Raw genomic sequence first — 25227 nt, forward strand, 5'->3', positions numbered from 1 at the left:
CCTAGATATTTAAATAGGAATCTTAATCACATTCTCAAACATTTCACCTCAGGCTATCTCCAAAACTATTAACTATTTGTCAATAAAGCTTTTACAATAAAGCAAGCATTACCAATGGTAAGCGCTATGCTTACCACATACCCTACAAAAATAATAATCTTGGAGTCTACTATGACTGCGCGTGAAACTTTAGTGCCAGTTCTGCTTGAAAAAGTGTACAAACTGATTCAAGACAAACTCGATCTTGCTCATCAACCTCTCGTTACTCAACTTGCTCAACATCTATTTAGTAACATTTCGAAAGATGATCTGACTGAACGTAATGAATCTGACTTATACGGTGCGGTAGTTAGCCTATGGCACCATATTAACGAGAAAAAACCAGAAGAGCGTTCAGTGCGGGTGTTTAACCCAACAGTAAGTCGTCAAGGTTGGCAGTCAACGCACACGATTGTTGAAATTGTCATACCAGACAGTCCATTTCTTGTTGACTCCATCAAAATGGCGCTCAGCCGTTTGGATTTATCGTCACATCTTATGCTCAATGGTCCAACACAAATCGTGCGAGCCGAAAATGGCGTTATCGCATCGATAAATCAAGGCGAGGGCGACCTACAATCTCTTTTTCATATTGAAGTTGACCGCCTTAGCAGCAAAGAAGCGATGACGCAATTAAAAAATGAATTGCTTAGTATTTTGAGTGATACGACTTTGGTGGTGCAAGATTGGCGACCAATGTCAGAAAGGTTGCTGCAAGTGATTGCACAATTGGAGACACAAAAAGAATTTATTCCTGTAGAAAGTGATCGTTACGAAGAGACCATTAAATTCCTCAAGTGGATGGGACATCATAATTTTACTTTCATGGGGTACAAAGAATACGATCTCGTGACCGTTGAAGGTGACACAGAACTGAGACCAACAGCAGAGCAAGGGTTGGGCCTATTTTCTGACTCAAAACGTGTGCGCAGCGTAAAATTATCCGACTTTCCTGATTCTGCGCGCCTTGAAGCCAAAAAACCTTTTTTATTGATTGTTACTAAAGGTAATACTCAATCGCGTATTCACCGCCCGGCTTATACCGATTACATTGGTGTCAAAAAATTCGATAAAGCAGGTAAAGTTATTGGTGAGCATCGCTTCACTGGCTTGTATACCTCTGCGGTATATAACCAAAGCATCGAAACGATTCCACTGATCCGTGAAAAAGTAGAACGCATCTTAAAAGCGAGCGGTTATCGCTCAGGTTCATATTCCTACAAAGCGCTGCACAATATTCTAGAAAACTATCCTCGTGATGAGTTACTGCAAGCACGTGAAGAAGAGATGTTAGAAGTGGGGATGGGCGTGGTGCAAATGCAAGATAGAGATTTGCTACGTCTGTTTGTTCGTAAAGACCCGTTTGGTCGTTTCTTCAGTTGCATGGTTTATGTGACCAAAGAGCGCTATAACACCGAGCTTCGCCGGCAAACACAACGAATTTTCAAACAATACTTTGGTTGCGAGCAAGATGTTGAGTTCACGACTTATTTCTCAGAAAGCCCACTAGCAAGAACACACTACATCGTGCGTGTTGATAATAATAATATGGATGTCGATGTAAAAACGATAGAGCAGAATTTAATGGAAGCATCATCAACTTGGGATGATCGTTTATCAGATGCGATCGTGGCAAACTTTGGAGAGAGTAAAGGCTTGCCGTTATCGAAAGAGTATATGCACGCATTTCCTCGTTCTTACAAAGAAGACATGATGCCGGGTTCTGCGGTGGATGATATTCAACGATTGGAAGCCTTAGATGAAGAGCACAAGCTTGGTATGTTGTTCTACCGCCCACAAGAAGAAGCGGCCGATTCAAAAGCGGTACGTTTAAAGCTGTATCATCGTGACGAGCCAATCCACCTTTCTGATGTGATGCCAATGTTGGAAAACCTAGGATTGAGAGTGATCGGAGAGTCACCTTATGAAGTGCGCAAGTTAAATGGACAAACCTATTGGATCTTAGATTTCTCAATGCTGCATAAGAGCGATAAAAGTGTCGATCTTCGAGAAGCAAGAGATCGTTTCCAGCAAGCGTTTGCGGCTATTTGGGCGGGAGAATTAGAGAGCGATGGTTTCAACCGATTGGTATTAGGGGCGTCATTAACTGGCCGTGAAGTATCGATTCTTCGTGCTTATGCACGTTACATGCGTCAAGTGGGCTTTCCATTCAGTCAGCATTATATTGAAGATACACTCAGCCATTACCCTGATGTGGCAAAAGGGCTGGTAGAGCTATTCTTAAAGCGTTTTGATCCTAAATATAAAGGGGCTCAAAAAGGACAAATGGATCTTATCGACGCTATTACGGAAGAGTTAGATCGTGTTGATAGCTTAGATGATGATCGTATTATTCGTCGTTACATGGAAATGATCAGTGCGACGATCCGTACTAACTACTTCCAGTTGGATGAACACAATCAGATCAAACCTTGGCTTTCTTTGAAAATGAAGCCGAAAGAGATTCCTGAAATTCCAGCTCCTGTACCGGCTTTTGAAATCTTCGTTTATGCACCTGATATTGAAGGTGTTCATTTACGTGGTGGTAAAGTAGCACGTGGCGGATTACGTTGGTCTGATCGCCAAGAAGATTTCCGTACCGAGATTCTAGGGTTAGTGAAAGCGCAACAGGTAAAAAATACCGTTATTGTTCCGGTGGGAGCAAAAGGTGGTTTTGTGTGTAAGAAACAGCACATGTTTACCACACGTGATGAGATCTTTGCCGAGGGACAACGCTGCTATAAACGTTTTATTCGTGCATTACTCGATGTTTCCGACAATATTATTGAAGGCGAAGTCGTTCCACCTAAAAATGTCGTTCGTCATGATGAGGATGACCCTTACTTAGTTGTAGCAGCGGATAAAGGGACAGCAACATTTTCCGATTTGGCTAACTCAGTGTCAGCAGAATACAATTTCTGGTTAGGTGACGCTTTTGCTTCTGGTGGTTCAAATGGTTACGACCATAAAGCTATGGGGATTACCGCAAAAGGAGGATGGGAGTCAGTCAAGCGCCACTTCCGTGAAATGGGCATTAACTGCCAAACCACAGATTTCACAGCGATTGGTATCGGTGATATGGCTGGAGATGTGTTTGGCAACGGTATGCTGCTGTCTAAACACATCTGTTTGCAAGCAGCGTTTAACCATTTGCATATTTTCATCGATCCAACACCAAATTCAGCAAAAAGTTGGGAAGAGCGCAATCGCTTATTCAACACGCCACGATCTAGCTGGGAAGATTACAACGCAAAGTTGCTCTCAAAAGGTGGTGGCATCTTCTCTCGCAAAGCGAAATCGATCACATTAACGCCTGAAATTCAAAAAATGATCGGCACGAAGAAGGCTTCTGTTGCGCCTAATGAGCTGATTAAAATGATCTTGAAAATGGAAGTGGATCTTCTGTGGAACGGAGGTATCGGCACCTATGTTAAATCATCGAAAGAGAGCCATTCTGATGTAGGTGACCGTGCTAACGATGCTCTAAGAATTGATGGACGCGATCTTCGTACAAAAGTGATCGGTGAAGGCGGTAACTTAGGTATGACTCAACTTGGACGTGTTGAGTATGCATTAACTGGTGGTCGTGTTAATACCGACTTTGTTGATAACGTTGGCGGCGTCGATTGCTCGGATAATGAAGTCAATATTAAGATCTTTTTGAATGGTTTGGTGGCGAATGGTGATCTTACCGTCAAACAACGTAATCAGATCTTAGAGTCGATGGAAGACGAAGTAGGAGGCATCGTTATTGAAGATGCTTACGCTCAATCTGAAGCTATTTCTGTCACTGAGCAGCAGGGTGTATCGTTAGTTAAAGAGCAAATTCGTTTCATCCATGCCATGGAAAAAGCAGGGCACCTTGACCGAGCATTGGAATACATTCCAGATGATGAAACGTTGCTTGAACGTGAGAAGCAGGGATTTGCATTAACTCGTCCGGAGCTATCGGTATTAGTGGCATACGGCAAAATGGTGTTGAAAGAGGAATTGGCTTGTGAAGAGATTTCACACGATGAGTTCCATTCACAGCAGTTGGTCAACTATTTTCCTACTGAGTTACGTCGTAACTATTCTCAGCACATGCAACAGCATCCACTTCGTGCAGAGATCATTGCTACGGCTCTGGCCAACCAGATGGTGAACGAAATGGGATGTAATTTCGTGACCCGTTTGCAAGAAGAGACTGGTGCGAATGTTGTCGATATTGCCAATGCTTACACTGCGGCAAGAGAAATTTATGGTTTAGGCCATGTTCTCGAGCAGGTTCGCTTACTCGACAATAAAGCAGAAGCTGATGCACAGTACGATGTAATCTTTTTAGTGCGCCGAACCTTACGCCGCTTATCTCGTTGGTTGTTGCGTAATCGTTCAGGCAAACAATCGGTCAAAGATTTGATTGCGCTTTATCAAACTGACGTCAATGCCGTTTCCGCAGAGCTAGACAATATGCTCGTTGCTGAAGAGGTTGCAGAGCATAATGCGATGGCTCAAGTCTGGATTGATAAAGGCATTAACTCAGAACTGGCGAATTACGTTGCTCGTTTATCAAGCTTGCACTCAGCACTGGATATATCCACAGTGGCACGTGATAAAGGTAAGACCGTTGCGCAGACAGCTAAGCTGTACTTTAACTTAGGTGATCGTTTATCACTGCACTGGTTCTTAAAACAGATTAACGGTCAAGCGGTGGATAACAACTGGCAAGCACTAGCACGTGCTGCGTTTCGTGAAGATTTAGACTGGCAGCAGCGTCAACTCACTGCGCAAGTATTGAATTGTACTTGTGCGCCAGAAGAACTCGATGTGATGAAAGCACTGGATGAATGGATTGCCAGTAATGAAGTATCCTTAATGCGCTGGGAGAGTATCCTCAACGAATTTAAAGTCGGTGCAGTACATGAATTTGCAAAATTTTCGGTAGCATTAAGAGAATTAGTACTTTTAAATTTGAATTGTGCAGCAAATGAGTAAATAATAATGCCCCGTTTATACGGGGCTTTTTATTTCGGAGGCACAATGCTCTACCGCTTAGCCAGGACTGGCTTTTTTCAACTTGATGCCGAAAAGGCACATGATCTCGCCATTGAAAACTTTAAACGTTTCACAGGCACTCCTCTTGATCTCTTCTATCGTCAACACTTACCCAATCGCCCAGTCGAATGCATGGGTTTAACTTTTAAAAACCCTGTAGGTTTGGCCGCTGGCCTAGATAAAAATGGGGAATGCATAGAAGCTTTTGGTGCAATGGGGTTTGGTTTTGTCGAAGTTGGTACCGTGACTCCACGTCCTCAATCTGGTAACGATAAACCGCGTTTATTCCGTTTGATCCAAGCGGAAGGCATTATCAATCGAATGGGCTTTAACAACTTAGGTGTCGACAACCTGGTTGAGAACGTTAAGAAAGCCAAATATGACGGCATTATCGGTATCAACATTGGAAAGAATAAAGATACACCGATTGAGAATGGGGCAGATGACTATCTTATTTGTATGGAGAAAGTGTATCCCTATGCTGGTTACATAGCGGTGAACATTTCATCCCCCAACACTCCTGGGTTACGGACGTTACAATATGGTGAGGCATTGGATGATTTGCTTGCCGTACTGAAAGCGAAGCAATCTGAATTGGCTAAGCTGCATAATAAATACGTTCCACTAACATTAAAGATCGCCCCCGACCTTTCTCATGACGAGCTTAAACAAATTTGCCAATCGTTACTCAAGCATAATATTGATGGCGTTATCGCGACTAATACCACATTAGATCGGTCGCTGGTGGAAGGTATGAAATTCTCGAATGAAGCGGGTGGGTTAAGTGGCCGTCCCGTTCAATCAAGAAGTACTGAAGTGATTAAGTGCTTGTATCAAGAGTTGGGTGATAAGCTGCCCATTATTGGAGTGGGTGGTATTGATTCTTGTATCGCTGCAAAAGAAAAAATGTTGGCGGGCGCGAAACTAGTACAAGTCTATTCAGGATTCATTTATCACGGCCCAGGTTTAGTGAGAGATATTGTCAAGAACCTGTAAATAAGTGCGATTTAAAGGTATTGACTCAGAAGAATAAAAAGTGACTGGGTCGAAGTAAGAGGGAATGAGTTATTCATTTCCTCTTTTTTTTTATATTTCTGTTCTTAAAATTACATTCACTAGCTGGCAAAGGTAATTAAGCGTTTTACCAAATAGTTTGATAATTCATTAAAATTAGAGAGTGGAACGATGCTTAAACCAAGTGACAAATGGAGTTGGTATTATTCAGATAGCGAAAGCTGTCTGATGTTGTACCTTGGTGATGAGATGGTTTTTAAGACCAATCTTTACCGTAATCTGCTCGTCGATTGTGCTTTTGCTGAGAATCATTTTTCAGTCGATGATGCGAGTGCCTTCCAAACCTACAAAGAGCAAATTGCCTATTTAGGTTTAAGTGAGCCAAGACAAGCCGAATTAGCACTCTATTGTGTTGCCGCTAAGCGTTTTCATAAACCTGTCCAGCCTAAAAGTTGGTTTTTTGATCATCAAGGCTACGGTTTTGAACCGAGTGAAGGTGACATTGTTCGGTTGGTCAACGGCTACAGCCAAGGTTATTTCATCGTACTTGAGGTAGGGGACTGTGCTAGTCTTTGCGCCTTAGTCGATTTGGATGCGTTCATACTAAATGGCTCCAAACAGCTGGAATTCGGACAGGTCATTAAGGTTATGCATGACCGTATGGCTTGCGCCAATCATATTTTGCTCGAAGAGCACGTTGCTCTTGTGAGTTAACTTTTCCCTAATAGCACAACGTTTCGTTCCTTTGTTTCATTTCCCATCGGCTTAATAGCCGATTTTTTTTGCCTAGAGCTTTTCCCCAACTCAATCCTATCCGCCTGAATTCGATCTTAAATGTGAGATTTGTTCAGGATTCTGATGTTTTTTTCTTCAAAAGTGACGTTATAAACAGTGTCTACATCGCTAGAAATGGCCGACATATTCCCATTTTTAGCTCATTTGTAATTAATTTACACTGTAAAAAACAATCTGGTATAGTCCAATTTTACCGTGAATAAATACTCACTTATCCCGTAGGCCTTGCTATATCTAGTAAGATATTTTTGCAATGCTCGAAGCTTGTCTATTTGTAAAATTGGCGAGTAGTTAAGCAATTGAATGGTTGAGAAGGTGAAAGAGACACTTTGTTTTACTCAAGCGTGGGATTGTCAGGTATAATGCGTGGTCATTTTTATCAGTAAAAGAGCAGTATGAATCAATATCTAGCGGTTACCTCAAACGGTCTTGAGAACCTATTAGTTGAAGAACTAACCAAATTAGGGATTACGGACGCAAAACCCGTGCAGGCCGGGGTAAAATTTAAAGCGTCGAAAGAGCAGATTTATCGCTGTTGTTTGTGGAGCCGTCTAGCATCAAGATTTGTTCGCGTCCTCTCTGAATTTACCTGCCAAAATGATATGGATCTTTACTTGTCAGCAAGTTCAGTGAACTGGGTTAATCATTTTCATAGTTCGAAAAAATTTGTTGTCGACTTTAACGGCACTAATAACGAAATCCGTAACAGTCAGTACGGCGCGATGAAAGTAAAGGATGCGGTTGTCGACTGTTTCACCAAAAAGAACTTACCGCGCCCTTCGATCGATAAAGATCATGCAGATCTTCGTGTCCATGTGCGCTTGCATAAAGATAAAGCCATTTTAGGGATTGATATGGTGGGCGGTGGTTTACATCAGCGCGGTTACCGTACCGAAGCGGGGCGAGCACCACTTCGTGAAACATTAGCAGCGGCTATTATTTTGCGTAGTGGATGGGGTGAAACGAGGCCACTGCTCGACCCAATGTGTGGTTCTGGTACTTTGCTCATTGAGGCGGCCATGATGGCTGCTGGTATGGCCCCTAGTCTCAAGCGTCCAAAGTGGAGTTTCGAAGCTTTAGAGGATTTTGATGCAGAACTGTGGGCGCAAATAAAATCAGAAGCCAATGTTCAAGCAAGGCGTGGTGTCAAAAAAGTTGATTGTAAGTTCTTTGGTTTTGATAACGATGCACGAGTGCTGCAAACCGCGAAAGATAACGCTCGCCGCGCAGGGGTTGAAGAACTGATTACCTTCCAGCTGGGTGATGCGGCACTGATCAAACGTCCTGAAGGGTTTGAGGATGGTGTGGTTATCTGTAATCCACCCTATGGTGAACGTTTAGGTACACACCCTGGTTTGATTGCTTTATATACGGCATTTGGTGGTCAATTAAAGGCTGAATTTGGCGGTTGCCAAGCGTCGATTTTCTCAAGCTCTGACGAATTACTCAGTTGTTTGCGTATGCGCGCTGAAAAGCAGTTTAAGTTAAATAACGGTGCGTTACCTTGTCACCAAAAGAACTACTCAATTTCATTGCGCACGGTAGAACCGGGAGCGTCTATTTCTCAAGAATCGGTGATCGCTCCTGATTTTTCGAATCGTTTAAAGAAAAATATTGCGAAAATTGGTAAGTGGGCGAAACGTGAATCACTCGATTGCTATCGTATTTATGATGCTGATTTGCCTGAATACAATGTTGCGATCGATGTTTATCTCGACCACCTAGTGATCCAAGAATACGCCGCACCTAAAGATATTCCAGAAGAAAAGGCGAAACGCCGTTTAACAGATATCATTCGTGCCGCGATTCAAGTCACCGGAACAGAAGCAAATAAAGTGGTACTCAAAGTTCGTGAAAAACAGAAAGGACGCTCTCAATATCAAAAATTAGGGCAAATTTCTGAGACAATGGAAGTGAACGAGTATGGCGTTAAACTGATTGTCAATTTACATGATTATCTCGATACGGGTTTATTCCTTGATCATAAATTGACGCGTCGTCGCTTAGGGCAAATGGCAAAGGGTAAAGACTTCCTCAATCTATTTGCTTACACCGGCTCTGCAACCGTTCATGCCGCTTGCGGTGGAGCAAAATCAACCATGACGGTTGATATGTCTAAAACCTATTTAGAATGGGCTAAAGACAACTTAAAGCTCAACGGTCAAGTTGGACACCAGCATCGCTTTGAACAAGCCGACTGTGTGCAATGGTTAGAGACGGCCAAAGAACAATTTGATTTGATATTTATCGATCCGCCGACATTCTCAAATTCCAAACGTATGGAACACACATTTGATGTGCAACGCGATCATATTAAGTTGATGGAAAATTTAAAACGTATCCTACGTCCAGAAGGTACGATTGTGTTTTCAAACAATAAACGACATTTTAAAATGGATTTAGAAGCGCTAGCTGAGCTTGGTTTAGTTGCTCAAAATATTTCAGCACAAACATTACCACTGGATTTTGAACGTAACAAACAGATCCATAACTGCTGGACGATTTCCCATGCATGCAGTGAATAGGGAATGAAGTTGTTCACGCTTTACAGTACTGAAGGATGCCATCTCTGTGAGATGGCATTTCAGCTTGTTCAGCAGGCAAACATGGCTGAACAAGTACAACTTGTTGATATTGCATTTGATGATGCGCTCTTCTCTCGTTACGGGGTCACTATTCCGGTTCTTAAATACCAAGAATCCGAACTGAGCTGGCCCTTTGACCAACAAACATTACTTCATTGGTTAGAAAATAATGGCATTAATTACCATCCATAACGGTCAATTAGCATTTGGTGACCACCCATTACTCGATCACGCAGATTTCGCATTGCAAGAAAATGAACGAGTTTGTCTCGTCGGCCGGAACGGTGCAGGCAAGTCGACTATGATGAAAGTTCTTGCGAGAGAAATCATCATGGACGACGGGAAAATGCAGATAGAACAAGATGTTGTTGTTTCTCGATTAGAACAAGATCCGCCTAGAGATGAAGCCGGCACCGTTTTTGATTATGTTGCTGGTGGATTAGCGGAAGTTGGTGAGTATCTAAAGATCTATCAAGATCTTTTGGATCTCATCGTTGTCGATCCAAGTGAAAGTAATATCAATAAGTTATCTCGCATTCAAGAGCAGCTAGAGCATACAGGGGCATGGCGTTTTGAAGAACGTATCCAAAATGTTCTGGCGGCTTTGAAACTGGATGGCCACACCAAACTAACGGATTTATCCGGTGGATGGCAGCGTAAAGCGGCTCTTGCAAGAGCACTAGTGTGTGATCCTGATGTCCTTTTGCTTGATGAACCGACTAACCACCTTGATGTAACCACTATCGAATGGCTCGAAGGCTTTTTGAAAGATTTTAGAGGCTCGATCATCTTTGTATCGCATGACCGGACGTTCATCCACTCAATGGCGACTCGCATTGTTGATCTTGACCGCGGTAAACTCAGCTCGTTTCCTGGTGATTATGATCAGTACCTTGTCGCCAAGGAAGAAGCCTTGCGCGTAGAAGAGATGCAAAATGCCGAGTTTGATAAGAAATTGGCCCAAGAAGAAGTTTGGATTCGCCAAGGCATCAAAGCGCGTCGTACTCGTAACGAAGGGCGCGTAAGAGCACTCAAGAAGCTAAGAGAAGAGCGTAATGATCGCCGTGAGGTACAGGGCAAAGCAAACTTGCAAATCGATGACGCTGCGCGTTCAGGAAAAATTGTCTTCGAAGCGAAGGATATTAGCTATAGCATTGATGGCAAAAACATTGTCTCGAACTTCAGTTTCAATATCATGCGTGGTGATCGCATTGCACTTATTGGCCCTAACGGATGCGGTAAAAGTACGCTGCTGAAACTGCTGTTGGGTGATTTACAACCTCAGAGTGGCAAATTACATTGCGGTACCAAACTTGAAGTTGCTTATTTTGATCAGTACCGTGAGATCCTCGATCCTGAGAAGTCGGTAATTGACAACTTAGCTGACGGAAAACAGGAAGTGATGGTGGCTGGGCGCCCACGGCACGCATTAAGCTATTTACAAGATTTCTTGTTTGCCCCTAAACGTGCGAGAACGCCAGTAAAAGCGCTATCTGGTGGTGAGAAAAACAGACTGTTGCTTGCTCGTATTTTCCTCAAACCGAATAATTTATTGATTTTAGATGAACCAACCAACGATTTAGATATCGAAACTTTGGAACTTTTAGAAGATTTGCTTGCCAATTACCAAGGCACATTGCTGCTTGTCAGCCACGATCGTCAATTTGTTGATAATACTGTAACAACGAGTTGGATTTTTGAAGGCGATGGCAAAATTGAAGAATTTGTTGGAGGCTATCACGATGCTCAGCAACAAAGAGCTCAAGTTTTGCAGTCACGAGTTGCTGAAAATGTCAGCAATAAAGAAAAAGTGGTTGAGGAAACTCTCAAAACAGCGCCAATTAAGACAAAACCTAAAAAGTTATCTTATAAACTGCAGCGAGAAATGGATGAGTTGCCCGCAATGTTAGAGCAACTTGAGAATGATATTGAAATGCTTCAACAGCAAGTGAACGATCCTGAGTTTTTCATGCAATCAGCAGACAAAACACAGCCCGTTTTAGATAAGTTAACTGCGAAAGAGCAGGAGCTTGAAATTGCTTTCGAGCGCTGGGAAGAGCTCGAAGCAATGCAACAGGAAAGTTAGAGATTATTAATGAGTAGTAAAACATTTAAAATCACCGTAATTGCGGCCAGTATTTTGGCTGCCACTCAAGCTAATGCTGCACTTTACCAAATTGTAGAGGTGACACCCGGTAACGTAGTCGCTAATGAATATTATGGAAGGGCAATACAAAAAGATAACCTTTCAGCAAATCCTCTTGGATGTTTTACGGCCGGAAATAGCTGTAATACTTTTGCGCTCGGTGGCGATACGCTCAATGGTTCTGATGGTATTTCATACCGTGATGAAGTGCCATTCAAAATGGATAATCGTTTTGTTTACCAGGATATTGATGATCTCAAAAGCTATTGCTCTAACGAATTAGGTTATTCTACTTGTGCTGCCTGGGCCGATAAGCAGTGGCACGGTTTTAAGTATAACGGTGTTGAAACTGGTGGTTTAAAACGTGAACGCGATGCTTGGGATAATGGCAGTTATCTACAAAATGCAGCAGCCTTTGTAGGCTCATCGAAAGTAGCATTGCCTTTTGGTCCTATTGCAAATACTCAGAATACCGTTTTAACTGGGTTAGACGGCACTGCTGCCTTTGGTATTACGAGCAGCGGTTACACACAGTCTGGAAGTAATTACGCTCTAGGCTACCGTCAACGTGGTTTTTATGGTCAGACAATATTAAACCCACCAACAGATACGTCCATTGTTAGCGATACTAACAATAAAATTGTTGAAAAAATGGGTCGAACATTTGCCTATGATGTATTTGGTGATAGCCCAAATAAGTTTGTAGTCGGCAGTGCATCGGTAAGCCCTTACCTAACTGGAAATAGCGATGACGACAATAAAGATTATAACGGTGATGTTAACTCTTGTGTGAATGATGGTCTCGATCCACAGTTAACTCGTCAGTGTCAAAATTTTGCTTTTGCCACTCAAGCCTATATTTGGGATGTGACAGATACTAGCAACATAAAGAGTTACCGCGTAACAGGTTGGATTGGCGATGTCACCGCTAATCGCAGTGGCTATTCGGCACAAGCAAGTGTAAGAGGCGCTGCTATTGCTTCTCCTACATCAGGTAAATACGCTAACAAGCCGGTTATGGCCGGTTTTAATACCTATCGCGATGACAATGTGTTTAGAATGCAAGCAACGGTATTCTATCCCAAGGATGCTTATACACAACCAGCTGATGATATGTGGATTAGTAAGGTTATTACTGGCACAGAACTAAAAGTGGATGGAGATGTGATTTACTCCAACTCATTAGCGACAGATATTAATAACAATTTAATCGTGATCGGCGAAACAAAACGCAGAGGCGACAAACCTGAAAGCGGCGCAGCAGCAAACCGTATTTTTGTGGCTGATGCCAATAATGGAACGCCTATGGCTAGTTATCTCTCTGGCGGCATTTTCTTTACTGGTGCTGGCGGTGAAGCGAAAGCGATCAACAATTTCAATGAAATTGTCGGTCAAATTGATGCTGAAAAAGGCCGTGAAGACGGAGGTAAACAACGTCGTCATCGTGGTTTTATCTACCCTTTTAATGCTTCTAGTAGTAATGCAGCAAGAATGGCATTGTTCCAGAACCAAGGTTGGTGGTTAGACGATCTAACCAATGGCGGAACTTACTCACAGAGTAATAACCAATTCCGTATTTTTGAAGCATCAGATATCAACGATGATGGAGTGATTGCTGCAAGTGCATTTAAATGTACTGGCGGCTATGACGACTTATCGCATAACTCATACTGTACTTCTGGAAGTGAAAGTGTTGTCGCGATTAAATTGATCCCGATTGCTGGCGCGGCGGCTAGCGATATTGAAGTCCGCAGCACGGAACTTCCACCCGTTGAACGTAAAGGCGGTAGTATGGGCTGGATTACTCTGACACTACTTGCTCTCTTTGGGTTCCGCAGAAAATAATTAAATAGTGTAAAGAATGGCGCAAGTTCACAATTTAGAATCTGCGCCTTTTTTGTAACTTGAGAAAGTCGAATTTTTGAGCAATTCTTAATTGTGGTGTAACAGATATGCCATGTAGATTTAATAGTTGTATGTAAGACACAAGTTACTGTATGAGGACTACACTATGATGAAGAGACAAAAGCGTGATCGCCTTGAAAGAGCACAGTCTCATGGGTATAAAGCTGGCTTAAACGGACGTTCCGTAGAGGCTTGCCCTTATCAACAAACGGACGCTCGTTCATATTGGCTAGGTGGTTGGCGCGATGCCAGAGATGACAAACAAGCTGGTCTCTACAAATAAACTCCAACATACATGCAAAAGGATTTAAGCCCCGGAAGGGGCTTTTTAGTATTTAAGTCACTCTAGGGCACTATAACTAAGTATTTTGATCACTAAAAAGCGACTCTATGAGTCGCTTGTGAATAGTTTAACGTCATTAAAAAGCAGAAGTATCTTGGAAAAGACCTACTTTTAAGTCCTTTGCAACGTAAATCTCTTTGCCATCGACAAGAACGCGACCATCAGCTAGGCCCATCACAAGTTTACGGTTAACAACCCGTTTCATCGTGATTTCGTAAGTTACTCTTTTTGCTGTTGGTAGGATCTGACCTGTGAACTTGACTTCACCAACACCTAATGCCCGGCCTTTTCCTTTGCCACCAACCCAGCCAAGGAAGAAACCAACCAATTGCCACATCGCATCTAAACCTAAACAGCCAGGCATTACAGGATCGCCAGGGAAATGGCAATCAAAGAACCACAGATCAGGAGTAATATCTAACTCAGCAAGAATAAGGCCTTTACCATACTCGCCCTCGGTTTCTGACATTTTGGTGATGCGGTCCATCATCAACATATTTGGCGCTGGCAATTGAGGGTAGCCAGGCCCGAAAAGCTCACCTTGGCTAGAGGCTAGTAAGTCTTCACGATTATATGAATCTCGTTTATTCTGCATTATCAGTTACTCCAATTTTTGATAGGGTGCATATTAGGGAACACGTGTACGCTAAACAACTCCGATCAGTGCTACACAAACCAGTTTTTAATGCGCTCTGCAATACTGTGTGATTGGTCATGCCTTTCAAAGTTTTCAATACGTTGAGCAATTTTATTAATGATGCTTTCTTCGTCATCGCCTCTGAATGACGCACCCATAAGGATCGGTACGGCTTCATCAACTGTAGCGACTGGCCAAATATGAAATTCATCATTTTTAATGCTATTGACTACATCTTTATGAAGCGCAAGATGTTTTAGATTTGTTCTTGGTAGAATGACGCCTTGTCCACCCGTGAATCCCTGATGTTTACACACATGGTAAAAGCCTTCAATTTTTTCGTTTAGCCCGCCAACAGCTTGGACTCGCCCGAATTGATCAACCGCACCTGTCACAGCGATTTGTTGGTTAATGGGATGTTCAGATAAAGCGCTTACTAAAGAGCATAACTCGGCTAGTGATGCACTGTCGCCATCCACTTCGCTGTATGATTGTTCGAAGACAACCGAGGCCGAATAGGGAAGCGGTGCGTCAAGGTTCATTGAGCTGCTTACAAAGGCTTGCATTATCATCATGCCTTTTGCATGCAAGTTACCACCGAGCTCGGCTTTGCGTTCGACATCGGTAATATCACCGTCACCAAAGTGCACAACGCATGAGATACGAGCTGGTTCACCGTAGGAAAGAGGATGACCAGCAACATCGATCACCGTTAATCCATTGACTTGGCCGACTTGTTCGCCTTGAGTTTCGATAATGACTTGTCCATCAAGTATATCGTCGAGTGCTCGTTGCTGCAGATAAGACTCTCGATAATAGCGTTTGTCTAAGGCACTTTCGATATGAGATTTAGTAATCGGATACTGATTTGACTCTAAGGCCGCTTCTTCTATGAGTGTTCTGTGCCATATTACACATAACGGTGTGTAATGTTGATCTTCCGTGAAACGGGCACCTGCGGTCATAAGAGCAGGAATGGCATCTTCAGTCAGTGTAGGGAGTTGGTATTCTTCAGATATCCAACGTAAATAAGCGAGATAGGTCAATATCGATTGTTCATCAATTTTCAGGTCCAACTCTAATTCGGTGTAGAAACAAAAGCTTGAGCGGACGTCTGCATCCAAATAGTCGACATCGGCTAACTGGTTCCTATCACCTAAAATGATCAGTTTGACCTCATATTTTTTAGAGATTGGTGAGGGGTGTGGTGATTTAGCATCACAATTAATCGGGCTGACATCTTCGCCTAATACAGCCGCTTTTAATAATGGCCACATTTTAGGATTAGCCAACAGCATATTAGCGGAGATCAGAAGATAACCACCATTGGCTTTATCCAATAAACCAGGAATTTCGCTGGTGATAAGCCCATTTTCAGCGCGGTATTGGCCAAAGATAGTCCCCATATCGAGGGACTCGGTACAAATAACGTGCGAGTTTGGCTTTATTACTTGAAGTTTTTGACTGACTAATTGACGATAGATTGAGTTATCTGGCGCGTTGATCAACATCACTCGTGTAAAACCTTTCAACTGAACAAACTGCTGAATAGCGTTTGCTAGTCTGGGCTGTGTGTCGAGTAATGTTACCGGAGATAGACTAGGGTACTGAGCTAGTTGCGAGTGGAATTGATCATATTGAGGTGTGACTGAACGCCAAATATTTTGAGTCATTGAAATCTAGTGTTTATTAAAAGAAGCCAGATTATATAGAAAAATAGCAATGTCTAACAGCTCCATTATTATGCTTGATCTTGTTCGCTTTTTTGAATCCAGAAATTGAACTCTGAACGATGGTGGGTTACGCTGTCACCCTAACTTGGCATGGATTTTACGTTATGAAATATCAACAGCTTGAAAATTTGGAATCGGGTTGGAAGTGGCAATACTTAATTAATAAGTGGAAAGATGGCGAAACAATTACTTGTTATGTAGACAAAAGCGAAGCTCTAGCTGCAATTGAACAGTTAAAAAAAATAGAGCATGAACCCAATCTGGTTCTTGGGTGGATTGATCAGCACATGTCACTTGAACTGAGTAATAAACTCAAGCAAGCAATTAGAGCCAAACGCAAACGCCACTTTAATGCAGAGCAACTACATACCAGAAAGAAATCTATCGATCTCGATTACCGTGTATGGGAAAAATTATCTTATCGAGCCAATGAGCTTGGCTGCACTTTGTCTGACGCGATTGAATACCTGTTAAGTGAAGCATCTCGTAGCGAAAAGGCGAGTAGAACCGTCTCCAGTTTAAAAGAAGATTTAAATAAATTACTGTCTGAATAAGAAAGGAGATAAAAATGTTGTATGTCATTCTGGCTGCTGCGGTAGTTATCTTTTGGTTAGTCGTTGTTGATCGGCCTGCGTTGAAAGTTAAATTCAAAGATGGTGTCGCAGTTCAAGTTAAAGGTCATTTCCCTCCAAGCTTTAAACATAATGTGATTGAGATTGCTGAAAAGACAGGCTTTAGCGGCGAACTAAAAGTTTACCAGCAAAGAACGGGCGCTAAGTTGGTTTTTTCTAAAGAAGTTCCTAAAAAAATTCAACAGCGTATTCGTAATGTGTTTCCTCATCAGGGATTTAATACAAAAGAGCAACGAACCAATAAGTTACATTGAGTCTGCCATTCTTAAGTTACAGATTGTTTTCATTAAAAAACGAACATCGTCGAAACGATTAACTTTACACATCGTCCATTTATAACTCGCTGATATCATGATTGAAGTCTCTGTAAAGGTTCTCGACGATGAAAAAAATCTGTGTAGTTATCATTTCGTTAGTGATAGTGGTTTTCTGTTCAAAGGGCTATGCCGACGATTCGGAAAGTAATCCTGTCGCGAAGTCAATAAAACAGCAAACACTGAAAGCTCTTAAAAAATATAGATCTAAGCTTGATGGATATTGTGACGTGATGATCGAAATGAAGCATGTTCAAAGTTATGCCGAAATTATAGGCGTTGGAACAAACGGTGATTACCAAATCTGCGCGAAAGCAAAATCTAAAATTAAGATAGGCAAAAAATTTAAATATAAAGTGCCAGAGAAATACATACGGATACAAATCAATGCAGCAGAGTTATGAGTTATTCGACTGACAACAACCGTAGTGCGCATTATGTATATTATGTTAAATATAGTTCAGCAAAGGTACCTTTGCTTTCTGAGTCGATGTTCATTAAACATAACTACGATTTACCATAAAATACCTAATAACTAGTCTGATAATCGAAGATTTCATTCTAGTTATTATCACAAAAGTTTAAGTTCGTATCATTTTTAATCACTATGGTTTCCTGTTCATTTACAATTGCAGAACAATTTGGTGCTGCGGTGCAGCTCGTTATGTCGACGTTTTGATAAGAAAAAGTCCTCCAGAAAAAAGCGACCAAAAGAATGAGCAATGTGATTAATATTTGAGCAAGCCTGTGTTTTGTAAGCTTTTCTGAAGCCATGATGCTTCCTTCCTCGTGTAACAAACTTCAAAGTTTTGAAATAAAAGGCCAAATCCTGAACAACAGTAAGGTTACTACTCTGTCATTGAATTGTTAATTGCAGTATAATTGTCGGTTGAAAATGCCACTTTTTTTTAAAGTCAGCAATAGATAGTAACGTTCTGATAAAGCAGTATTTCTATTGTGGATTTGGGGGCATTACGACATGTGTCGTGTTGGAAGTAAAGTATAGTTAATTAGAAATTGGAAGCATGCAAATGAGCCAAGAAAAGCAGCTTGAACAAAACTATAACTATACAGTTGTTCGGCAATTTACCTTAGTGACTATTCTCTGGGGTATTGTTGGTATGGCTGTAGGTGTTTTGATTGCCGCTCAATTAGTTTGGCCACAGCTAAACTTTGATACGCCGTGGTTGACGTACAGTCGCTTACGTCCACTGCATACTAATGCGGTTATTTTTGCGTTTGGTACAAGTGCACTCTTTGCAACATCTTATTATGTTGTTCAGCGTACTTGTCAAACTCGTCTATTTGGTGGTCCTCTCGTGCCCTTCACTTTTTGGGGATGGCAAGCCATTATTTTATCTGCAGCAATAACTTTACCTTTGGGTTATACCTCAGGTAAAGAATACGCGGAACTAGAATGGCCAATTGATATCGCCATTGCTCTTGTATGGGTATCTTATGCGATAGTGTTTTTTGGAACACTCGTCAAACGTAAGACGGCGCATATCTATGTGGCAAACTGGTTCTTCGGAGCCTTTATCCTTACTGTTGCTGTGCTTCATATTGTAAATAGCATGGCCATCCCGGTTTCTATGGGTAAATCCTATTCAGTTTATGCTGGGGCGGTGGATGCTATGGTTCAGTGGTGGTACGGTCACAATGCGGTGGGTTTTCTGCTTACTGCTGGTTTCCTTGGTATGATGTATTACTTTGTACCGAAACAAGCTGAACGCCCTGTTTATTCATACCGTTTATCGATTGTTCACTTTTGGGCTTTGATCTCTCTTTACATTTGGGCTGGTCCGCACCATTTACACTACACTGCCCTGCCTGACTGGACTCAGTCACTTGGTATGGTGATGTCGTTAGTGTTGTTCGCTCCTTCATGGGGTGGAATGATCAACGGGATAATGACGTTATCTGGTGCTTGGCATAAACTGCGCTATGATCCAATCTTACGATTCCTAATCGTTTCATTGTCATTCTACGGAATGTCTACGTTTGAAGGACCAATGATGTCGATTAAGACGGTTAACGCACTGTCACACTACACCGACTGGACCATTGGTCACGTGCATTCAGGCGCTCTAGGTTGGGTTGCAATGGTATCAATTGGTTCGGTGTACCATTTAATTCCTCGCCTATTTAACCAAGAGCGTATGTACTCTGTTGGTCTGATCAATGCTCACTTCTGGTTAGCGACTATTGGTACGGTGCTCTACATTGTTGCTATGTGGATTTCAGGTGTAATGCAAGGCTTGATGTGGCGTGCTGTTAACTCAGACGGTACATTAACTTACAGTTTTGTTGAGTCAGTTCAAGCCTCCTACCCGTTCTATACTGTTCGATTTATTGGTGGATTTATCTTCTTAGCAGGTATGTTCCTAATGGCTTACAACACGTATAAAACCATCAGCGCACCTAATGATAGCTTGAAAGCTATCCCACAACCGGCATAAGGAGATTGAAAGAATGAGTTCTAATTCTAAAAATCGCCATGGGATCATTGAGCGTAATGTGGGTTTGTTGGCTATTTTCATCATTTTCGCTATTAGCTGGGGAGCTTTGGTGGAAATAACGCCATTGATTTTTCAAAAGCAAACAACTGAGCCAGTGGAAAACTTGAAACCATACACGGCTTTGCAACTTGAAGGTCGCGATATCTATATTCGTGAAGGTTGTAACGTTTGCCATAGCCAGATGATTCGTCCATTCCGTTCTGAAACAGAACGCTACGGTCATTATTCTGTTGCTGGTGAGAGTGTATGGGAACATCCATTTTTATGGGGGTCAAAACGTACTGGGCCTGATTTGGCTCGTGTGGGTGGTCGTTATTCTGATGAATGGCACCGTGTGCATCTTATTGATCCACGTGAACTTGTACCAGAATCGAATATGCCCGGTTTCCCTTGGTTAGCGAAAAACGTTTTAGATGGCAAGTTAACCCAAAGTAAACTTGAGCTCTTCCGTAACCAATTCGGTGTACCGTATACGGATGAACAAATCACGAACGCAGCCAAAGATGTGGAAGGAAAAACTGAAATGGATGCAATCATTTCTTATCTTCAATCTCTTGGTCACGCAATGAAGTAAGGGGTAGTTATGGATATCGGTACTATTCACAGTATTTGGACCATAGTGCTGTTCGTCTGTTTTATAGGCGTAGTATGGTGGGCCTATGGTAAAAACCGTAAAGCTCGTTTCGATGAAGCGGCTAACCTCATTTTTGCCGATGAACAGCCAAAATCCTCTAAGGAACAAGGAGTGACTAAACAATGACGACATTTTGGAGTCTATGGGTCATCATTATTACGGTGGGAACTTTGCTTGGCTGTGCGATTCTGCTCGTTTGGTGTTTAAAAGACAAAATGGGAGTGGAAGAAGGCTCAGATATGGGCCATGAATACGATGGTATTCGTGAGCTCAACAATCCTCTGCCTAAATGGTGGACCTATCTTTTTATTAGTACGTTTATTTTTGCCGCTATTTATCTGACCCTCTATCCAGGGCTAGGTAGTTTTAAAGGTGTCCTTGGTTGGCAAAGTTCAGATCAAACCATTCGCTCTCTTGATGAGTCGAAAGCCTCGATTGCAAACGCACAAAACAATAAAGTGTTAGTACAGTACGCAAAAGAGCTAGATGATGCAAATACCTACTTCGGTGAAGCATTTAAACGCTTAGCTTATACTGGCGGTGGTTCTGATTTACGCCCTATTCCTGAAATTGCAGCAGATTCTGATGCGTTGAAGGTTGGTCAGCGTTTATTCTTACAAAACTGCTCTCAGTGCCATGGTTCTGATGCTCGTGGTCAGAAAGGTTTTCCAAATCTAACCGATAATGCTTGGTTATATGGTGGTGAACCAGAAGCGATTGTGACCACTATCCGCCATGGTCGTATTGGACAAATGCCAGCTTGGAAAGATGTCCTCGGTGAGCAAGGTGTGAAGGAAGTGGTGAGTTATACCTTAAGCCTTTCTGGGCGTTCTGTGAACGCTCGAGAAGCGGAAGCAGGTAAAGCACGCTTCGTTGTTTGCGCCGCTTGTCATGGTACGGATGGTAAAGGTAATCCTGCGTTTGGAGCACCTGATCTTACTGACAACGACTGGCTATTTGGCGATTCACGCGCTGAGGTCACGGATGTCGTAATGCATGGTCGCTCTGGCGTTATGCCTGCTTGGAACGACATTCTCGGTGAAGATAAAGTTCAACTGGTTGCAGCTTACGTTTGGAGCTTAAGTAATACAGAGAACTAATTGCACAACAAAGGCAGCTCTTTGTTAGAGCTGCCTTTCTTCTTTTTTTAATAAGCCTTATTTATTTTTCTGTTGAGAACTTTTTTATGGTAACTCCTTGGTATAAACAATTCTGGCCGTGGTTTCTGATCATCTTACCGTTAACTGTGGTGATATGGACGATTGCAACGGTTATCGTCTTTTCTCAGAATTCAGTGTCACTGGTGACAGAGGATTACTACAAAAAAGGCAAAGGCATTAATATTGATCTATCTAAGATTAACCAAGCTAAAGCATTAAAGCTAAGCGCGGAAGTCTATTCTGAAGGTAATGATATTATCTTCAAATTTAATAAAGGTGAGCTTGAGCACTATCCTGCGATTCAAATGATGTTTGCTCATCGGACACTGCCAGACCGTGATTTCACACAACTTGTCGCATCGGATGCACAAGGTATATATCGCATTACCCTGCCTGCCCCGTTACAAGGCCCTTGGTTCATCGAACTCACTCCTCACAATGAGGAGTGGTTAATCCAAGGTCGAGTAACGTTTCCAATGCCAACTTCTGCTCAATTAATGAATTAAACTATGTGCAAAGCGTGTTACCACTGTGGTGAAGATGTACCAGCCAACACAGATTATAAACTCGATATTCTAGGTGAAAGCAGAGATATGTGTTGTCTTGGCTGTGAAACAGTGGCTAAAACCATTGTAGATAGCGGCCTAGTCTCTTATTACCAATACCGAACGAGCACTGCGGATAAAGTGGAGCTTGTACCAGAGCAGCTCAAAGCACTCATTCATTATGATAATGACGACGTACAAGCAGAGTTTGTTCGTAACGACAACGAAACGTCAGAAGTGACGTTATCGGTAGAAGGAGTTTCCTGTGCGGCTTGTGCTTGGTTAATTGAAAAACAACTCTCTCATAAAAAGGGAGTGATTTCGATAAGGGTCAATACCACTACTAACCGAGCTCTGCTCAGTTGGGATAAGACACAAACGCGACTCAGTGAATTACTTTCGACTATTCATAAATTAGGTTATAAGGCTGCCCCTTTTGAAGCAGACGCACATGAGGCAGCCTACCATCAATCAATGAAGCAATATCTTTACCGCTTGGGTATTGCAGGTTTAGCCACCATGCAAGTGATGATGCTTGCTGTGGCGCTCTATCTTGAGGTCTTCGGTGATCTTGATTCTGAGTTTCGCAATTATTTTCGTTGGGTTAGCTTGATCTTTGCAACCCCAGTGCTTTTATACTCTGCTCTTCCCTTCTACCTCAATGCTTGGCGAAGCATTAGGGCTAGAACACTGGGTATGGATGTCCCTGTTTCTATAGCTCTTATTTTTGCGTACGTTGCTAGTCTGATAGCGACAGTGACTGAACAAGGCGAAGTCTTTTTTGAATCCATTTCAATGTTCACCTTTTTTTTACTGGTTGGACGATTTTTGGAAATGCGAGCGCGCAGAAAAGCCGCTGCGGCTAGCGGCAATTTACTGAAATTGATCCCTGCGATTGCAACTACGCTGGATGGCCGTCAAGTGCCTGTAAAAACGCTGGCTCTTGGTGATCGAGTTCGAGTGTTGCCTGGAGAGCATGTCCCTGCTGATGGTAGAGTGTTGAATGGGCGTATTCATATTAATGAATCAATGTTGACCGGTGAATCAGTACCAGTTGTCAAAAAAGTCGGTGATGCTGTTTTTGCTGGCACATTAAATGGCGATGAGTCTTTCGAGTTGGAAGTTACTGCATCTAAAGCAGATTCCGTTATTTCCAATATCGTTAAACTGCAAGATGAAGCTCAAATGTCTAAGCCTAAGATTGCAGAAATTGCAGATATTGTCGCGAGATATTTTGTAGCTGTAATTTTGATTATTGCAGCAGCCACTTGGTTTTATTGGCACCAGACAAAACCTGAAGATGCATTTTGGATCATGTTAGCGGTCTTGGTGGCAACCTGCCCGTGCGCGCTTTCTCTTGCTACCCCCACAGCCATCACCTGCGCCACATCACGAATGGGTGACTTTGGTATTTTATTGAGAAAAAACCATGTTTTTGAAACACTTTGCAAAGTTAACCATTTGATTATTGATAAAACGGGAACGTTGACCCGTGGTGATATCGAAATTAGTGACGTTGAGTTGCATGGTGATATGGATAAAAGCCATTGTTTGGCGCTAGCGGCTGCTTTGGAGCATCATGCCAATCACCCCATTGCCAGAGCGTTTGCGCAATATCGTAATGACGAGTTTCATGTTGAGCATGTGCAGAATATGATTGGGTCTGGTATTCAAGGTCATTATTTAGGAGGCGATGTTCGTATTGGCAGCGCCGAATTTGTTTTGAACGATAACAGTGACGCTCGAGAAAATCGTATTTATATGTCGCTCAAAGGGCACCACGTGGCAACCTTCACGTACCGTGATCCTATCCGTAGTGAAGCGAAGCAATTTATCGATCGTTTTCATCAGGAAGGCATTAAAATCACGCTATTAACGGGGGATTCTCAAGTCAATGCCCAAAGTGTGGCCGCTGAAATGGATATCGATATTGTCGTATCGAATGCCAAACCAGAAGATAAACTGAGTTACTTAAAGTCGTTACCACATGATGATATCACCATGATGATTGGCGATGGTATTAATGATGCGCCAACGCTTGCAGGTGCGCACTTATCAGTAGCCATGGGCGGTGGAACCGATGTCGCAAAAGCATCTGCTGATATGGTTTTACTTGGAGATAGACTCGATAGATTATTGGAAGCCAGAAGCTTAGCGTTAAAAGCTCGTAAAATCATTCGGGAAAATTTAGCGTGGTCACTTGGATACAATATTATTGTTTTGCCACTCGCCGTTGCGGGGCTGGTTGCTCCTTACATTGCTGTTGTGGGTATGTCGGCGAGTTCGATTATCGTGGTATCTAATTCTCTTCGATTACTCAAAAATAGGGGCAAGTAGATGGAAAGTCTTTATATATTGATCCCCATTGCCATCATTTTGGTTACAATCGCTATCGTTATCTTTTTATGGGCAGTAAAGAGTGAACAGTTTGAAGATTTAGAACGCCAAGGACATAATATTTTGTTTGATGAAGATGAACTTACCTCATCAAAAGAAGAGGACAAATGACCGCAGATTGGATTGGCGCCTTCTTTATCGGTTTACTTGGGGCTGGCCACTGTATGGGGATGTGTGGCGGAATTGCTTCTCTTTTGACCTTAGGTGAAAAACGCAGTGATCGGCTCCCAATAGTGCTTGTTTTTTACAACCTTGGGCGTATTGCCAGCTATATGCTGTTTGGCGGTTTATTAGGAGGCCTCGCCGCCTCGCTATCCGAATTTTCTACACTTAATCATGCGTTGATTTGGTTGCGGCTCATTGCGGCAGGCCTAATGATTGTACTTGGATTGTATGTTGGGCGTTGGTGGTTTGGTCTATTAAAGCTTGAGAAAATTGGGCACAAAATCTGGAGTTTTATTTCGCCTTTTGGGCAATCATTGCTCCCGCTTAAGAAAACATGGTTCGCTCTCCCTTTTGGGTTTATTTGGGGATGGTTACCTTGCGGGCTAGTTTACTCTGTGTTGACCTGGTCCGTTGTGTCCGGTAGTGCGCTGTCTGGGGCACTTGTTATGGCCTCTTTTGGTTTGGGAACCTTGCCTGCGATGCTTCTCGTTGGTTATGGCGCGACCCGTTTGAAGAACATTCAACAATCATTGCTATTTCGTCATTTTGCTGCGATTTTTATCATACTCTATGGTCTATACACGGCTTATGGAGCAGTGAGTATTTTGTCATCTACATGGTAGTTGTCTG

At 42.5% G+C, this 25227-nt stretch carries 21 protein-coding genes and 1 pseudogene; 19 read left to right on the forward strand and 3 right to left on the reverse strand.

The window, feature by feature from the left end:
• Nucleotides 1-171 precede the first annotated feature (171 nt).
• The 8 genes from CCZ37_RS06330 to rmf all read left to right on the forward strand — a co-directional run bounded on the left by CCZ37_RS06330 (nucleotide 172) and on the right by rmf (nucleotide 13801).
• Nucleotides 172-5013, forward strand: a complete 4842-nt coding sequence (locus CCZ37_RS06330; protein ID WP_094500054.1) for an NAD-glutamate dehydrogenase — start codon at nucleotides 172-174, stop codon at nucleotides 5011-5013.
• Between the two features lie 45 nt (nucleotides 5014-5058).
• A complete protein-coding gene (gene pyrD, locus CCZ37_RS06335) occupies nucleotides 5059-6069 on the forward strand; it encodes a quinone-dependent dihydroorotate dehydrogenase (RefSeq protein ID WP_010320558.1) in 1011 nt (336 codons plus the stop codon).
• Between the two features lie 189 nt (nucleotides 6070-6258).
• The gene (locus CCZ37_RS06340) at nucleotides 6259-6801 is read left to right on the forward strand and encodes a cell division protein ZapC (protein ID WP_010320557.1); all 543 of its coding nucleotides are present in this window, start codon (nucleotides 6259-6261) and stop codon (nucleotides 6799-6801) included.
• Nucleotides 6802-7277: 476 nt separating this feature from the next.
• Nucleotides 7278-9407, forward strand: a complete 2130-nt coding sequence (rlmKL, locus tag CCZ37_RS06345) for a bifunctional 23S rRNA (guanine(2069)-N(7))-methyltransferase RlmK/23S rRNA (guanine(2445)-N(2))-methyltransferase RlmL (protein WP_094500055.1) — start codon at nucleotides 7278-7280, stop codon at nucleotides 9405-9407.
• A 3-nt stretch (nucleotides 9408-9410) separates the two neighbouring features.
• A complete protein-coding gene (locus CCZ37_RS06350; protein ID WP_033197480.1) occupies nucleotides 9411-9659 on the forward strand; it encodes a glutaredoxin family protein in 249 nt (82 codons plus the stop codon).
• Nucleotides 9637-11553, forward strand: coding sequence for an ABC transporter ATP-binding protein (locus CCZ37_RS06355; protein ID WP_094127630.1), 1917 nt, complete (start codon nucleotides 9637-9639; stop codon nucleotides 11551-11553). Before CCZ37_RS06350 ends, CCZ37_RS06355 begins: the two co-directional genes overlap by 23 nt.
• Nucleotides 11554-11562: 9 nt before the next feature.
• A complete protein-coding gene (locus CCZ37_RS06360; protein ID WP_094500056.1) occupies nucleotides 11563-13458 on the forward strand; it encodes a DUF3466 family protein in 1896 nt (631 codons plus the stop codon).
• Between the two features lie 169 nt (nucleotides 13459-13627).
• Nucleotides 13628-13801, forward strand: a complete 174-nt coding sequence (gene rmf / locus CCZ37_RS06365; protein ID WP_010320553.1) for a ribosome modulation factor — start codon at nucleotides 13628-13630, stop codon at nucleotides 13799-13801.
• A gap of 136 nt (nucleotides 13802-13937) precedes the next feature.
• Here the strand turns inward: rmf and fabA are convergent, their stop codons facing one another.
• Together fabA and CCZ37_RS06375 are read right to left on the reverse strand one after the other, a co-directional pair.
• Complete coding sequence (fabA, locus tag CCZ37_RS06370) at nucleotides 13938-14456, reverse strand: bifunctional 3-hydroxydecanoyl-ACP dehydratase/trans-2-decenoyl-ACP isomerase (protein WP_010320552.1); 519 nt, start codon at nucleotides 14454-14456, stop codon at nucleotides 13938-13940.
• Nucleotides 14457-14527: 71 nt separating this feature from the next.
• The gene (locus CCZ37_RS06375; protein ID WP_094500057.1) at nucleotides 14528-16171 is read right to left on the reverse strand and encodes a S16 family serine protease; all 1644 of its coding nucleotides are present in this window, start codon (nucleotides 16169-16171) and stop codon (nucleotides 14528-14530) included.
• 164 nt (nucleotides 16172-16335) lie between these two features.
• Here CCZ37_RS06375 and matP point away from each other — a divergent pair, with 164 nt between their 5' ends.
• The 3 genes from matP to CCZ37_RS06390 all read left to right on the forward strand — a co-directional run bounded on the left by matP (nucleotide 16336) and on the right by CCZ37_RS06390 (nucleotide 17581).
• Nucleotides 16336-16785 (forward strand): macrodomain Ter protein MatP, encoded by a 450-nt coding sequence (gene matP / locus CCZ37_RS06380; RefSeq protein ID WP_094500058.1) that lies wholly within the window; start codon nucleotides 16336-16338, stop codon nucleotides 16783-16785.
• Nucleotides 16786-16799: 14 nt separating this feature from the next.
• Complete coding sequence (locus CCZ37_RS06385; protein ID WP_010320549.1) at nucleotides 16800-17117, forward strand: DUF3634 family protein; 318 nt, start codon at nucleotides 16800-16802, stop codon at nucleotides 17115-17117.
• Between the two features lie 128 nt (nucleotides 17118-17245).
• Nucleotides 17246-17581: a hypothetical protein gene (locus tag CCZ37_RS06390; RefSeq protein ID WP_094500059.1), complete on the forward strand. Its 336-nt coding sequence runs from the start codon at nucleotides 17246-17248 to the stop codon at nucleotides 17579-17581.
• A gap of 175 nt (nucleotides 17582-17756) precedes the next feature.
• On the opposite strand, the pseudogene CCZ37_RS19310 reads toward CCZ37_RS06390, so the two are convergent.
• A pseudogene (locus CCZ37_RS19310) lies at nucleotides 17757-17951 on the reverse strand (hypothetical protein); the annotation flags it as partial.
• 257 nt (nucleotides 17952-18208) lie between these two features.
• Here CCZ37_RS19310 and ccoN point away from each other — a divergent pair.
• The 8 genes from ccoN to CCZ37_RS06435 all read left to right on the forward strand — a co-directional run bounded on the left by ccoN (nucleotide 18209) and on the right by CCZ37_RS06435 (nucleotide 25220).
• Complete coding sequence (ccoN, locus tag CCZ37_RS06400) at nucleotides 18209-19636, forward strand: cytochrome-c oxidase, cbb3-type subunit I (protein WP_010320250.1); 1428 nt, start codon at nucleotides 18209-18211, stop codon at nucleotides 19634-19636.
• 13 nt (nucleotides 19637-19649) lie between these two features.
• On the forward strand, nucleotides 19650-20270 hold the full coding sequence (gene ccoO, locus CCZ37_RS06405; RefSeq protein WP_010320251.1) for a cytochrome-c oxidase, cbb3-type subunit II: 621 nt from the start codon (nucleotides 19650-19652) through the stop codon (nucleotides 20268-20270).
• A gap of 9 nt (nucleotides 20271-20279) precedes the next feature.
• A complete protein-coding gene (locus tag CCZ37_RS06410; protein ID WP_010320252.1) occupies nucleotides 20280-20456 on the forward strand; it encodes a CcoQ/FixQ family Cbb3-type cytochrome c oxidase assembly chaperone in 177 nt (58 codons plus the stop codon).
• Complete coding sequence (gene ccoP / locus CCZ37_RS06415; RefSeq protein ID WP_010320253.1) at nucleotides 20453-21430, forward strand: cytochrome-c oxidase, cbb3-type subunit III; 978 nt, start codon at nucleotides 20453-20455, stop codon at nucleotides 21428-21430. The genes CCZ37_RS06410 and ccoP overlap by 4 nt, the downstream gene beginning before the upstream one ends.
• Nucleotides 21431-21516: 86 nt before the next feature.
• On the forward strand, nucleotides 21517-21996 hold the full coding sequence (locus CCZ37_RS06420; RefSeq protein ID WP_010320254.1) for a FixH family protein: 480 nt from the start codon (nucleotides 21517-21519) through the stop codon (nucleotides 21994-21996).
• A 3-nt stretch (nucleotides 21997-21999) separates the two neighbouring features.
• Entirely contained in the window at nucleotides 22000-24372 is a 2373-nt protein-coding gene (locus CCZ37_RS06425) for a heavy metal translocating P-type ATPase (protein ID WP_010320255.1), read from the forward strand.
• Nucleotides 24373-24543, forward strand: coding sequence for a cbb3-type cytochrome oxidase assembly protein CcoS (gene ccoS / locus CCZ37_RS06430; protein ID WP_010320256.1), 171 nt, complete (start codon nucleotides 24373-24375; stop codon nucleotides 24541-24543).
• Nucleotides 24540-25220: a sulfite exporter TauE/SafE family protein gene (locus CCZ37_RS06435; RefSeq protein WP_094500061.1), complete on the forward strand. Its 681-nt coding sequence runs from the start codon at nucleotides 24540-24542 to the stop codon at nucleotides 25218-25220. The genes ccoS and CCZ37_RS06435 overlap by 4 nt, the downstream gene beginning before the upstream one ends.
• The last annotated feature ends 7 nt before the right edge of the window (nucleotides 25221-25227 follow it).

Source organism: Vibrio qinghaiensis, from assembly GCF_002257545.1.
Taxonomy (GTDB): Bacteria; Pseudomonadota; Gammaproteobacteria; order Enterobacterales; family Vibrionaceae; genus Vibrio; species Vibrio ordalii.

Coding starts and splice junctions, on each gene's coding strand:
- CCZ37_RS06330 (WP_094500054.1), top strand. CDS start 172: ATGACTGCGCGTGAAACTTTAGTGCCAGTTCTGCTTGAAAAAGTGTAC.
- pyrD (WP_010320558.1), top strand. CDS start 5,059: ATGCTCTACCGCTTAGCCAGGACTGGCTTTTTTCAACTTGATGCCGAA.
- CCZ37_RS06340 (WP_010320557.1), top strand. CDS start 6,259: ATGCTTAAACCAAGTGACAAATGGAGTTGGTATTATTCAGATAGCGAA.
- rlmKL (WP_094500055.1), top strand. CDS start 7,278: ATGAATCAATATCTAGCGGTTACCTCAAACGGTCTTGAGAACCTATTA.
- CCZ37_RS06350 (WP_033197480.1), top strand. CDS start 9,411: ATGAAGTTGTTCACGCTTTACAGTACTGAAGGATGCCATCTCTGTGAG.
- CCZ37_RS06355 (WP_094127630.1), top strand. CDS start 9,637: ATGGCATTAATTACCATCCATAACGGTCAATTAGCATTTGGTGACCAC.
- CCZ37_RS06360 (WP_094500056.1), top strand. CDS start 11,563: ATGAGTAGTAAAACATTTAAAATCACCGTAATTGCGGCCAGTATTTTG.
- rmf (WP_010320553.1), top strand. CDS start 13,628: ATGAAGAGACAAAAGCGTGATCGCCTTGAAAGAGCACAGTCTCATGGG.
- fabA (WP_010320552.1), bottom strand. CDS start 14,456: ATGCAGAATAAACGAGATTCATATAATCGTGAAGACTTACTAGCCTCT.
- CCZ37_RS06375 (WP_094500057.1), bottom strand. CDS start 16,171: ATGACTCAAAATATTTGGCGTTCAGTCACACCTCAATATGATCAATTC.
- matP (WP_094500058.1), top strand. CDS start 16,336: ATGAAATATCAACAGCTTGAAAATTTGGAATCGGGTTGGAAGTGGCAA.
- CCZ37_RS06385 (WP_010320549.1), top strand. CDS start 16,800: ATGTTGTATGTCATTCTGGCTGCTGCGGTAGTTATCTTTTGGTTAGTC.
- CCZ37_RS06390 (WP_094500059.1), top strand. CDS start 17,246: ATGAAAAAAATCTGTGTAGTTATCATTTCGTTAGTGATAGTGGTTTTC.
- ccoN (WP_010320250.1), top strand. CDS start 18,209: ATGAGCCAAGAAAAGCAGCTTGAACAAAACTATAACTATACAGTTGTT.
- ccoO (WP_010320251.1), top strand. CDS start 19,650: ATGAGTTCTAATTCTAAAAATCGCCATGGGATCATTGAGCGTAATGTG.
- CCZ37_RS06410 (WP_010320252.1), top strand. CDS start 20,280: ATGGATATCGGTACTATTCACAGTATTTGGACCATAGTGCTGTTCGTC.
- ccoP (WP_010320253.1), top strand. CDS start 20,453: ATGACGACATTTTGGAGTCTATGGGTCATCATTATTACGGTGGGAACT.
- CCZ37_RS06420 (WP_010320254.1), top strand. CDS start 21,517: ATGGTAACTCCTTGGTATAAACAATTCTGGCCGTGGTTTCTGATCATC.
- CCZ37_RS06425 (WP_010320255.1), top strand. CDS start 22,000: ATGTGCAAAGCGTGTTACCACTGTGGTGAAGATGTACCAGCCAACACA.
- ccoS (WP_010320256.1), top strand. CDS start 24,373: ATGGAAAGTCTTTATATATTGATCCCCATTGCCATCATTTTGGTTACA.
- CCZ37_RS06435 (WP_094500061.1), top strand. CDS start 24,540: ATGACCGCAGATTGGATTGGCGCCTTCTTTATCGGTTTACTTGGGGCT.